We start from the raw sequence: 12,760 nt of genomic DNA on the forward strand, positions 1-12,760 counted from the left end.
GGGGTTTCCATGGTCAATGTTGATATCAAGTCCCTGCTCCTCCACTTGAACAGCTTCTGCACCAACGGCCTCCAGGCTGCAGCCGGACTGTCGGTCTCCAGAACCCATTACGAGGTGACCGTTGAACACCTGCTGATGAAGTTGCTGGAAGACCCCCATGGTGACTGGCCCCTGATCCTGGAAAAAAACGCCATAGAGGCCGGGCAGCTCCGCCAGGCCCTGGAGGAGGTACTTGAGGAGTACCAACACGGTAACTCCGGCAAGCCGGTCTTTTCCCCGATCCTGCTTGACCTGGTTCAGGAGGCCTGGCTGATCGCTTCCATCGATTTGGGCGATGCCAGGATACGCTCCGGGGCCATCCTGACCGCCCTGCTCTCCAAGCCTGCCTACTACTCCTCGGGCCGATACATGGATCTCCTCCGCCAGATCAACCGGGAGGAGCTGCTCAAGAATTTCTGGACCATCACCAAGGCCTCCAGCGAGGCCGCAACAGCGGCGACGGGCGAGGCCGCCCCCCCCTCTCCCTCCGGAGGGACCAGGGAGGGATTTCTCCACCGTTTTTGCATCGACTTTACCGAAAATGCCAGGCAGGGCAAGATCGACCGGGTCTTTGGCAGGGACAAGGAGATCAGGCTGATGATCGATATCCTCTCCAGGAGGCGGAAGAACAACCCCATCTGTGTCGGTGAGCCAGGGGTGGGCAAGACAGCGGTGGTGGAAGGGTTGGCGCTGCGCATCGTTGAGGATGATGTCCCTGAACGGCTCCAGGGGACCAGCCTGCTCGGTCTGGACATGGGTCTCTTGGAAGCCGGTGCCGGGATGAAGGGGGAGTTTGAGAACCGCCTGAACGGGGTCATCAGCGAGATCAAACAGGCCGCCACCCCGATCATCCTCTTCATCGATGAGGCCCACACCCTGATCGGCGCCGGCGGTGCCGCCGGCGGCGGTGATGCCGCCAACCTGCTCAAACCCGCCCTGGCCCGGGGAGAACTGCGAACCGTTGCCGCCACCACCTGGAGCGAATATAAAAAATACTTTGAAAAGGATGCGGCCCTGGCCAGGAGATTTCAGCTGGTCAAGCTGGCGGAACCGGACACCGCCACCACCACCCTGATCCTGCGGGGCATCAAGGCGGGCTATGAACAGAGCCATAAGGTGATCATTCGTGATGACGCCGTCCAGGCGGCCGCAAGCTTTGCCAATCGCTATATCCAGGGACGTTTTTTACCGGACAAGGCCATTGATCTTTTGGATACCTCCTGTGCCCGGATCAGCATCAACCTCAGTGCCAAGCCGCCTGCCCTCGAAGATATGGAACGCTCCAGCGCGGCCCTGAAGCGGGAGCAGCAGGCCATGGAGCGGGATCAGGAAAACAATATCAACATCGACCGGGAACGATATCAGCAGCTCCGGGAGGAGATCAGCCTCCAGACGAGCCGACATGACGAGTTGGAGGCCCGCTGGCTGCAGGAACAGGAGGCAGCGCTGGCCGTCCTGGAGCTACGGGAACAGCTGCATCGTTTCAAGGAGGAGGCGGAGCCTGTGCCCAGCCAGGAGAGCCAGGGGCAAGCGGCCCCTCTGTCCGGGGAAGCGGCGGCCCTGAAGCCCAGGTTGGCAGCGGCTGACCAGGCACTCAGACAGGTCCAGGGCGACAGCCCGCTGATCCAGATTGAGGTGAACCCGGATGTGGTTGCCCAGGTGGTTGCAGACTGGACCGGCATTCCCCTGGGCAAGATGCTCAGGGATGAGGCAGAGAGTATCGTCAACTTCGAGGCGCTGATGGCAGAGCGGATCAAGGGCCAGGACCATTCCCTGACAGCCATGGGGGAGGTCATCCGGGCCGCCAAGGCAGGGATAAAGAATCCGGAACAGCCCATGGGGGTGTTTCTCTTCACCGGCCCCTCCGGGGTGGGTAAGACCGCCACCGGACTTGCCCTGGCAGACCTGATCTTTGGCAGCGAAAAAAATGTGGTCACCATCAACATGGCTGAATTCCAGGAACGCCACACCGTCAGTCGCCTGATCGGTTCCCCGCCCGGCTATGTCGGTTTTGGTGAGGGCGGCATGTTGACCGAGGCGGTTCGCCAGAACCCCTACTCCATCGTCCTCCTCGACGAGGTGGAGAAGGCCCATCTGGAGGTGCTCAATCTCTTTTACCAGGTCTTTGACAAGGGTATCCTCACCGATGGCGAGGGCAAAGAGATCAGTTTCCGTAACACCATCATCATCCTGACCTCCAACCTGGCCACCGATGTGATCCAGGAGATGACCGCAACTGAGGACAAGCCACCCATGGAGGCGGTGATGGGGGCAGTGCGACCCATGCTCTCCCAATACTTCAAACCCGCCCTCCTGGCCAGGACCACGGTCATTCCCTACTACAGCCTCAATCGGGATGCCATGGAAAACATCGTGGCCATCAAGCTGGCCAAACTGGAGGAGATGCTCCGCCGCAACAACAAGATCCAGCTGGAGTACAGCCAAGGGGTGATTGAGCAGATCGTTGCCCGCTGCACCGAGGTCGAGACCGGGGCCAGAAACATCGAATACATCCTCAATGGTAATGTCCTCCCTCAACTGTCGCGGGAGATCCTGACCCATATGAGTGACGGGGAAATGCCCTCGGCCGTTAGCTTGGATACAGACCAAGAGGGTGAATTTACCCTTACCTTCGCCTAAGGCGGGCTGCGCTCCAGCCAAGGGGCGTCGAAAACAGTGAGCACTGTCTGGGAGCAGTATGAACTATCTTGTTGAGAAAAAATTTTCTTTCCAGTCAAAGGCGGTGGACCGGGAAAGCTTTGGCGTGGTCAGCTTCAGCGGCACAGAGGGGCTTTCCCGGCTCTATCACTTTGACATCACCCTGGTTGCCGAGAGCGCTGATCTTGATATGGACGGGATCATGCAGGAACCGGCCTCCTTTTTTATCCATCGGCCCGACGGCAGCAGGGTCCCCTTTCATGGCATCATCGCTGAATTTGAGCTGATTCGGGCGGTCGGCCCCTGCTATCTCTATCGAGCCCTGCTGGTGCCGAAGCTATGGCGCCTCACCCTGAGCCACCACAACCAGATATTTTTAGACCGTAGCGCAGAAGATATCATTGCCCAGGTATTGCAGGACGGCGGTCTCTCCACCCTGGATTTTGAGTTCAGGTTGCAGGGCAGTTACCTTACCTGGGAGTATGCCTGTCAGTATGCGGAGAGTCACTATGCCTTTATCTGCCGCTGGATGGAGCGCAACGGGATCTACTTTTTCTTTGATCAGGGCAAGGAGAGCGAAAAGCTGATCATGACCGATTCCAAGCTTGCCCATGTCCCCTCGGGCCAGGGCAGCGATCTCAGCTACGCACCGGTCTCCGGCCTGGAGGCCGCCCACCTTGACGAGGCTATCCAATCCTTTGTCTGCAAGAGACAGCTGGTTCCCCAGACCATCACCCTGCAGGATTACAATTACCGCAAGCCCTCCCTTGCAGTCCGGGGCAAGGCCCAGGTCACGGCCTCCGGCCACGGTGAGCAGTACTACTATGGCGACCATTTTCGTACCCCGGAGGAGGGCGACAAGCTTGCCAGGATCCGGGCCGAAGAGATGGCCTGCAAGGCGCAGCAGTTCCATGGCGCCTCCACCGTTCCCTACCTGATGCCCGGTTACACCTTCTCGCTCCAGAACCATTTCCAGCAAAAGATGAACAGCGCCTACCTTACCCTGAGGGTGGAACATCAGGGAAACCAGGCCTCCTCTCTGCTCAGCGGGATCCAGGAGCAACTCACAGGATATGAGCTTGAGAGCGTCTACAGCAACACCTTTTCTGCCATTGCAAGCGAGGTCCAGTTCCGGGCTGAACGGACCACCCGGCGACCACGCTTCCATGGCACCATCAACGGCCGGATAGACGGTGCGGGCTCGGGCCAGTACGCAGAGCTCGATGAGCAGGGACGCTACAAGGTGATCCTCCCCTTTGACCGGGCCGAGCGGCAGGGGGGCAAGGCCTCGGCCTGGGTCCGGATGCTCCAGCCCTATGGCGGCAGTGATCATGGAATGCATTTCCCGCTCCACAAGGGCTGTGAAGTGCTGCTCACCTTTATTGACGGCAATCCTGATCGACCGGTGATCGCCGGGGCAGTGGCCAACCCGGACTCCCCCTCCCAGATTACCAGCGCCAATCAGACCATGGCCAAGTTGACCACCTCCGGGGGCAACAAGCTGCATATCGAAGACAAGACGGGCAGTGAGCGGATCCTGATGCATAGTCCCCAGCAGGGCTCCTTTGTGAGGATCGGTGCACCCAATGATCCCATGGTCCGCCCTCTGCCGAGCGGGACCTCCGCAGCAACCAGTGGAGGGAGCGGGGAGAGCGGATCGGCCCCAGGGAATCCGCCGGCCGCCGGCACAGAGGCAGCAGAAAAAGCTCCGGAAGGCAGTGAGGAGGGCGGTGCCGGCTGGAAATTCAAGACCATGGAAAAGGACAAGGAGCACTTCGGGATCCACCTGGCCACCGACGGTTTGATCGATGTGGAGGCAGCCACGGAGAACAAGGTGATCCTGGGCGAAGAATCCACCACCATCGTGGGAGAGGAGTTCCACCTCAATGTGCTTGGTTATCAGCATGTGGTGTTGGGAGTGGAGTCGAGTTTTGTGATCGGAGGGGTTACCCATTACCACTTTCCCAGCAAGTGGACCCTATCTGCCGACCACAAAAAAATGCATGAGATGGAGACCAACATCTCTACCCAGGCCCTCTTTATCAGTGACAGCCATGAAAAAATAATGGCCAACAAGGTGGCCATCTATGAAAATTCCGATAAGATCAGCGAAAATGAGACCGCTATAACGGCAGAGCGGCAACGCATCACCGAGAACGCCACCGAAATCAACGCCACCAAGGAGTCCCTGGCTGCAGAGACCACCAGCATCCGCGGTGAGGTAACCAGGATCGATGAGAATGTCTCTGATCTCAACGCCTCCAAGATTTCGATGAGCGCGGAAATAACCAAGATGCACAGCGAAATCAACGTTATAGACGGAGAATTGAACCATGTTATCGGCGAACAGGCTAAACTTTCAGGGGAAAGCAACTATATCGTGGCCATGTTTATCATCATATGAAGATCTATAAACCCAACAGCTATGGCTTTGCCCTCAAATCCTTTGGCCTCGGGGGAAAGACCTATCTCACCTCAACGATCCAGGTTTTTTTCGACCTCACCAGCCCGGAGACGATCCTGGGTGAGCAGGAGTTGTGGCAAACCCTGCCCGCACAACTGGGGACAGCTACCCTGGCAGACCTGGGCTTTCCCAAGCCCCATGGCGAGGTCCTGGTCACCGGGAGCTGCTTTGCTCCGGGCCGGGAGGCGGTGAGCGCCTCTGAGGTAGAGCTACGGCTCGGTGAGTTGCGCAAGAGGCTGCTCGTCTTCGGCAACCGCAGCTGGCAGCCTGGCAATATTCCCTCCCACCCCCACTCCTTTGTCGAGCTGCCGCTCAGCTGGAACAACAGCTTTGGCGGACCGGGATATGAGCGTAATCCCCTGGGCAAGGGCTACCCGCCGGCCGGCGGAGCAGGCCAGCCCCAGGTTCTCCCCAACATTGAAGATGGGGCAGCCCTTGTCGGCTCGCCCCGTGATCGCCCGGAACCCGCCTGTTTCGCCCCCCTGGACCTGAGCTGGCCGCAACGCTTTGCCAAATGCGGCACCTATGGAGGCAACTGGTTGGAGGAACGCTGGCCATGGTTCCCGGATGACTTTAACCCGGAATTTTTCAACACTGCCCCGGCAGATCAGTATATCAGCGGCTTTTTTCAGGGAAACGAGCCGCTGGAACTGATCAACATGCATCCGGACCTGCCCCTGATCCAGTCACACCTGCCCGGGCAGCGGCCCCGCTGTTTTCTGACCCGCAGGAAAACCCTCTCCCCGGATGGAGAGAGCGAATTCATAGAGCTCCATCATCAGCTCGATACGGTCTGGCTCTTTCCCACGGTTTTACGCGGCCTCCTTCTCTACCGCGGCACCCTCGAAGTCCTGGATGACGAGTATGCGGATATCGAGCGGATCTATGTGGCTGCCGAGCAGCTGGATGGTGAAGCCCACTCCATAGAACACTACTGGCAGGAGCAGAAGCGCTTTTGGGATCGCAGTGTGGATATCGACCTGGCCCCTCTGGAAAAGGCCAGGACCAAGGTCAGCACCATGCTCAAGAAGATGCGCCGGCTGCCCAAAGAGGTCGAGCAGGCCAAGCTCAAGGCCATGGGCAAGGCTCCGCGCATGCAACGGACCCCTGCAGAGCTGGCGGCTGCAGCCCAAAAAAACATTGCCAACAGCCATGGGCTCCTGGACGACCAGGAGGCCATGGCAAGGAGAATGCATGGACAGTATGGCCATCTGGTGGAGATCGACCTGGGCATGTTCCACCGGATGCGCCAGACCCTGAACAGGGTACACTCCAGAATCGACACGGTCCTGGCAAAGGCGGCTCAGGCCCAGGAGCAGGGCGCCGCGGTCCAGGCTGAGCTCTCCAAGACAATCCGTGCCCGGATCCCGGCCGCAGAGCTGGACAAGGCCAGGATCGACCCGGATGATCTCCTCCCCGGGAAGAAGAAAAACCCCTGGCATGACCATGGCTTCCCCTTGGTGATCCGGTGGCGAAAAAATCTGGAAGCGGCTGAGGAGCAGCAACGGCAGCTGGCTGCATTGGGCTTCAGCCGCCAGACCATCGAACAGGGCTGGCTGGGACTCAAGGAGCAGCCCTCCGCAGAGGAGATGGCCGCCTGGGACGAAGAAGAACAGACGGTAGAGCTGCCCCCTGGCTGGGTCATCCCCAGGTTCTTTGAGGCAACCCTGATCTCGGTGGCGATCCGCGCGGAGCTGCGCTCAGGCCGGCAGGAGCTGCTCATCCCGGGCTCCCAGGCCCCGCCGCTCTTCCTACCGGCCCTGGAGGAGAAGGCTCCACTGATCATTGTCCCCGACGAGCTTGAGGCCCGACTGGTCGAACAGGAACTGGGAGACTGCTGTGCGGTGCTGGCCCTTGGCGCACCCTCCAGCCAAGCAGATCCGGTGGCCCGGGAGGCCCTGGAAAACGCGCCCCAGCTGCTGGTGGTCCTGGCTGAGGAGGAGATCGGTACAGAGGCCGGCTGGGCTCCCTGGCTGGAGTTCGCCCCCCATGCCCGGGCCGTCCCCCTCCCGCCTGGGCAGGATCTCTATGATCTCCACCGGGAAAGCGGGCTGAGACCCTGGCTGATGGCACAGCTGCCCGAGGGCTTTGCTGCGGCCCACCATGTTGAGCTCTCCCTGCCTGAAACGGGAAAGATTCCCCGGGGATCGGTCCTGGAGGGTCTGGTTCTGCCCAAAGTTGATACCAAGGCTATGGTCAGGCAGTTCAGCAGCGAGCTCAAACAGTTTCACCAGGCAGATATTGCTGCCCTGGAGGCGGGCAATGACGCGCTCCAGGACAAGGCCAAGACAGCACTCCTTGCTGCCGGCCGGGATCCGGCCCTGCTCCACCGGCAACAGCCGTCGCCGACCACTCCTGCCCGGAAGGGTGAAGAGATCGCTGCCAAGCTCCTTCACCAAGCTGATCGCCTGAAGGGGCAGGGAAGCTTGAGCCCTGGGGTGGAAGAGCAGCTGAAAGAGAGCGCCTCCCAGGCCCGGGCCATGGGAGCAGCGGGCGAACAACGCTACCAGGCAGGCATCGAGAGGCTGGCTGCCGCAAAAGAGCAGCTTGCCCAGGTCAAGGCCGGGGCCCTACCGGAAAAGATCCGGGAACCGTTGGCGGCCAGGGGCATCGATTCCGAGCGTCTAAAAAAACTGAGCAGAGCAGAGGTCCAGGCCCGCTGCCAGCAGGGTCTGGGCCTGGCCGATACCAATATCTCCGGGCTCGATCTTTCAGGGATGGACCTGAGCGGGGTGGACCTCAGTCACGCCCTCTGCAGAAAAACCAGCTTCAAAAAGTGCAGGCTCCAGGGCGCTCTCTTTGAGCAGACCATCGCCCAGGAGGCTGATTTCAGCGAAGCTGACCTGAGTAACTGCACCATGAACAAGGCCCTGATGAACAGGGCAAGGTTTTCCAGGACCCGTCTTGATACCAGCAGCATCAGCCAGTCCCTCTTTAAGGGCGCAGTGTGCAGTGGGGCCTCTTTTTGTCAGACAGCGATCTCCATGTCCATCTTTCAGAAGGCGGACTTAGCCGGCAGTTGCTTTGAGCGCGCCACCATCGAGATGTCGCTCTTCTCCGATGCCAAGGCCACCGAGGCCTCCTTTGCAGGGGCCCAGCTGAAGAAATGCCTCTTCAAGAAGACCGTGCTGGACCGGGTCGACTTCTCCGGAGCCTCTTTCCCTGCCACCCTGTTCCACGGTGCCCAAGGCGTGGAGGTCTGCTTCAGGGGCGCAGACCTCAGCAGGGGACGGATGGCAGGTGCAGCCCAGTTTCCGGGAGCAGACTTCAGCGGGATCACCATGGAACAGGGCAGCTTTCTGGACAGCAACCTGCGGGAAACTGATTTCAGCGGGGCATCCATCCACTCCTCCCTCATGGAACGGTGCGACTTTTCCCAGGCCCAGCTCCCGGCCATCTCTGCCCAAGAGACCAGGTTTAAGGGATCGAATTTTGAACAGGCCAACCTGAGGGGCAGCAATCTCTACGCCAGCTCCTTTAAAAAGGCGCGCCTGGTTGAAGCAGACTTAAGCGGCAGCAACCTCTTTGCAGCGGACTTTTTTAAGTGTACCACCGGCAAGACCGACTTTACTGGTTCCAATTTAAAACGAACCCTTCTTCACCAGCGCACAGAGTTCTTGAAATGAAACGAGAAGACGTCCTCCAGGCCATCGCCAACAACCTGACCATCAGGGGCCGGGACCTCTCCGGCATCGATCTGGCCGGGGCTGATCTGTCCGGCGGCCGTTTTGAAGATATCGATTTTAGCCGGGCAGACCTGCGTGAGGTTCGGATCCTCAAGACCGGCCTGAAGAACTGCAACTTCGCAGGGGCACGCCTTGACGGCACCGACCTGACCATGGTCAATCTCCGGAAGATGAACCTGAAAGGCGCCTCCATGCAGGGGGTCAGGCTGGACAAGACCCAGCTCCAGCATGCTGATCTGAGCCAGACCGACTTCCAGGGCACCCTCTTCTCCTGGACCTGTCTCCAGCATGCCGACCTGGAGGGAGCCAAGCTGGCGGGCTGCCGCTTTGAGAAGGTGATCTGCAACCATGCCTCCCTCAAAAACGCGGATCTCCGGGGTGCTGATCTCAACAAAACCGTGTTCAAGGACTGCGACCTGAGCGGCACCCGCTTCGCGGGCTGCAGTTTTCATAAGATCTATCTGGGCCTCTGCAACCTGCGCGGTCAGGACTTCAGGGATGCCAGGTTTTCCACCGTCAATGTCGACCAGTCCGATCTCCAGGAGGCGCTGTTCTCCAATGCCGATATCGCCTACTCCAACTTCTCCGGCTCCAACCTCAGCGGCGCGGACCTGAGCGGGATACGGGGCGGCAAGGCCATGTTCAAGGGGGCCCTGCTCCAGGGGGCCAAGCTGGAACAGGGCTGCCTGCAGAACTGCTATTTCGGTGAGGCGGATCTCACCCTGGCCAACCTCAGGGGCGCAGACCTGACCCACGCCATCTTCACCAGGGCCTGCCTGCGCGGTGCCAACGGCTCCGATGCCAACTGCACCTTTGCCGATTTTTGCCATGCCGATCTTTCCGGGGCTGATTTTTCCAGAGCCAACCTGCACATGGCCAGGATGCACAAGACCGTGGAGGAACACACCATCTGGGAGGGGGCCCTGACCGCCACCATCCGGGGGCTGGACCAGGATCTGGCAGAGGCAGAGGCGTGGCCTGGCTAAATACCGGCTTTCCAGGACGCTGTCAGGGAAGAGTAAGAAAACAGTGGCTGCAGGGTAGTAGGCCTGCACGCTCTCATCGAGATGGCCATCATTCAAACCGCAGGGACAAACATGCAACAACTCAACCAGACGATTGAACAGCCCCAACCAGGCTTGGAATATGGAACCATTCACTCCGCAGACCAAGAGGGAACCTTTAGGGTTGCGGTATCCTTTGGCCAGATTGCGGCCCATAAGGCTGCAGGCTGTCTGCTCCAGCCCAGGGAGGGCGATCTGGTCCTGGTCTCGGTGGACATGCGAGGGGTCAGCTATATCCTCACGGTCCTGGAACAGGGTAATGAAGAGAGGGTCAGTGAGCTGGTCGTCCCTGGTGACGGTCTCTTCCATAGCCAAAACGGCTCCCTTGAGCTCCGCGCGGACCAGGGACTCAACCTCAGAGCCAATGAGGAGATCGAGGTAGCCGGCGATGCCCTCCATATCCATGCCCATAGAGCGGAGGCATGCATCGGCAGGATATCCCTGGTGGGGAGGATCCTGTACAGCCAGGTGGAGCGGATCACCACCGTGGCCAAATCCATTGAGCAGTCGCTCAGGCGTCTGACCCAGCGGATGGAGAACAGTGAACGTTTTGTCCAGGACCATGAGGAGGTGCAGACCGGTTCCAGCCGTTACCTGGTGGAGGAGACCCTCACCACCCAGGCGGGCAACACCCTCAATATCTCGGAAGAACTGCACACCATCCACGCCGAGCAGATCCACATGAGTTGAGGCTGGCTGGAAGAGAACTGACCCTTCAAAGCACCCTTAAGCTCTTTTTTTATACATTTATCTTTTCTTAACTTTTCTTAACCAGAGGCTGCACATGTTTATGCTGACCATGGGCGCAGGAATGGATCTGGGCTTTCCTGATGTCTGTCTCACCCCCATCGGCCCGGTTCCTGCTCCCATCCCCTACCCCAATATTGGTGAGAGCATTACCACGGCGCCGGCGGCCTACAATGTCCTGATCGACTGCATGCCCGTTATCAACACCCTGTCCAAGGGGCTGGTCAGTGTGGGTGACGATACCGGCGTAGAGACCGGGGTAGTTTCCCACATGATCTCAGGGGAGACCAACTATGAGGTCGGTTGCTTTACCATCTTTGTGGATGGTGTGCCTGCCCAGCGGTTGACCTCTGTCACCGGCCAGAACTCCATGGCCGTCCTGCCCAATGGGCCGGGCATGTGTATCGTTCCCAGCCAGGTTACGGTCTTGTCCCTGGGCTAGCGAGCCAGGTCTGGATAGTGAGCGCAACAGCCTGCGACTCCGCTCTACCCTCCTGCTCAGGCGCATGCAGGGATCAAGGCTCCTGGGGCGCCCCCTGAGCACAGGGCTTCAACCTTAATAGATCAAAAATCATATGAAAAAAATCTGGATAACCGCCATAGAGAAAGAACAGCAGCAGGTCCAGTCCCTGCTGACCACGGCCGCTCAATATGGCCTGGAGGCCAAGGGACACTTCTGGGAGGACGACCTGAAGAAGATGGCCTGGCTTGCGGTCAGCGACCAACTCCAGGAAAGGGGAATCACCCTCTGGGTCATTGTTGTCGATGAGGCGGCCCTGGGCCCTGGGGTCCGCTATGGCCTGAGCCTGCTGACCATTGTGGTCCAGCAGAAACGACCGGAACTGCCCATCCTGGTGGTGGATTCTTCGGGAAAGATGAAGCGGGACGTTCTGCCCGGCATCTTTGCGGATATCCCCATGGTGACTGCCGACAGCCATAGCCTGGGGGCCAAATTTGCGGCCATGGCGAACATGCCGGCGAAAAAACAGGAGCAGGCCTATCGACTGCGGCTGCATGCCAACCCGGGATTCGGGATCTGGTTTGAGGTCGGTCCCGGGACAGGGGAACAGTGGCAGGGTGGGCTCCTGGGGCTAAACGGCGGCACCATTACCGCCCACGGGGTTGGTCCGGCAGGACGCCTGCCGGAGCGATCTGTCCTGGAATACCCTCTGCAGGGCATGGAGCTTTCGTGCGGCGGGGAGAGGTTCACGGCCTGGGGTGTAGAGAATGTCCTGGCCGAGGAGGACTCCTACTACCTCAAGGTGGAAGGCGCGGTCTCCTCTTTTATCTTCGGGGAATTACCACAGGGCGACGCCCCGGAGTTACATCTGTTGAAGATCTGAATCAACCCCTGCGGCACAGTCAGCTCCATCTCCGAGGCAGGTGCCTCCGGGCCGATGAGCGGCCTGGAGGCGCTTAGAACAGGGCCAGGACAAGGCCGCAGCTCTGCCAACTCAACCGATGGTGAGCAGCATGTCGCCGGCCTGCACCGTATCGCCGGCCGTCACATGGATGGCCAGCACCTTGCCAGCCGAGGGAGCCTTGACCTCGGACTCCATCTTCATGGCCTCCAGGATAACGATGGGCTGGTTGGCCTTGACGCTCTGCCCGGTTTCTACCAGGACCTTGACCACGTTGCCCGGGGTGGGGGCATCGATCACCGTTCCCAGGGCTGCTGCCGGCTCGGCCGCAGCCGGACGGGCCTGAATGCCGCCACCATCGCTGACCGAGACCTGGTAGGCACGGTCATTGACCACGATGGAGTAGTTCCGCTCACCCAGGGGAGCCCCAGCAGCAGGCCGGGCAGCCGGGGCCGCCTTGGGCTCCACCTCCTGATCGCTGATCTTGCGGACATTGGTCACCGCCTTGCCCAGGAGAAAATCCAGCCCCTTCTGTTCACAGCTGGCCACGATAAAGATGTTCTCATCCGTGACCGGCAGCTCGTTTTCCTCAAGCAGCTTGGTGGCCTTGGGGATACCCGCCTCCAGGATATCCAGAGGATCATCGGTGAACACCGGTTTGCCCAGCTGTTCCGAGGCCAGCTTGACGATCTCCGGGTTGGGCGGGGCCGGGGTCCGGCCGAAGTAGCCCAGGACCATGTT

The 12,760-nt window shown here is 59.9% G+C and carries 8 protein-coding genes; 7 read left to right on the forward strand and 1 reads right to left on the reverse strand.

The window, feature by feature from the left end; genetic code table 11:
* Positions 1–9: 9 nt before the first annotated feature.
* The 7 genes from tssH to G494_RS0107255 all read left to right on the forward strand — a co-directional run bounded on the left by tssH (position 10) and on the right by G494_RS0107255 (position 12,001).
* Positions 10–2,679 (forward strand): type VI secretion system ATPase TssH, encoded by a 2,670-nt coding sequence (gene tssH / locus G494_RS0107225; protein ID WP_028583998.1) that lies wholly within the window; start codon positions 10–12, stop codon positions 2,677–2,679.
* A gap of 58 nt (positions 2,680–2,737) precedes the next feature.
* The gene (locus G494_RS22355; RefSeq protein WP_051305479.1) at positions 2,738–5,101 is read left to right on the forward strand and encodes a type VI secretion system Vgr family protein; all 2,364 of its coding nucleotides are present in this window, start codon (positions 2,738–2,740) and stop codon (positions 5,099–5,101) included.
* On the forward strand, positions 5,098–8,787 hold the full coding sequence (locus G494_RS0107235) for a DUF2169 domain-containing protein (protein ID WP_028583999.1): 3,690 nt from the start codon (positions 5,098–5,100) through the stop codon (positions 8,785–8,787). The genes G494_RS22355 and G494_RS0107235 overlap by 4 nt, the downstream gene beginning before the upstream one ends.
* On the forward strand, positions 8,784–9,833 hold the full coding sequence (locus tag G494_RS0107240; protein ID WP_028584000.1) for a pentapeptide repeat-containing protein: 1,050 nt from the start codon (positions 8,784–8,786) through the stop codon (positions 9,831–9,833). The genes G494_RS0107235 and G494_RS0107240 overlap by 4 nt, the downstream gene beginning before the upstream one ends.
* A gap of 111 nt (positions 9,834–9,944) precedes the next feature.
* Positions 9,945–10,601, forward strand: coding sequence for a DUF3540 domain-containing protein (locus G494_RS0107245; protein ID WP_028584001.1), 657 nt, complete (start codon positions 9,945–9,947; stop codon positions 10,599–10,601).
* A gap of 94 nt (positions 10,602–10,695) precedes the next feature.
* Positions 10,696–11,100 (forward strand): DUF4150 domain-containing protein, encoded by a 405-nt coding sequence (locus G494_RS0107250; protein WP_028584002.1) that lies wholly within the window; start codon positions 10,696–10,698, stop codon positions 11,098–11,100.
* A 133-nt stretch (positions 11,101–11,233) separates the two neighbouring features.
* Positions 11,234–12,001, forward strand: coding sequence for a hypothetical protein (locus G494_RS0107255; RefSeq protein WP_035245751.1), 768 nt, complete (start codon positions 11,234–11,236; stop codon positions 11,999–12,001).
* 111 nt (positions 12,002–12,112) lie between these two features.
* Here the strand turns inward: G494_RS0107255 and G494_RS0107260 are convergent.
* Positions 12,113–12,760 (reverse strand): biotin/lipoyl-containing protein (locus tag G494_RS0107260; protein ID WP_028584004.1); only part of this gene is annotated, 648 nt, incomplete at its 5' end.

This window comes from Desulfogranum mediterraneum DSM 13871 (assembly GCF_000429965.1).
Classification (GTDB): Bacteria; Desulfobacterota; Desulfobulbia; order Desulfobulbales; family Desulfobulbaceae; genus Desulfogranum; species Desulfogranum mediterraneum.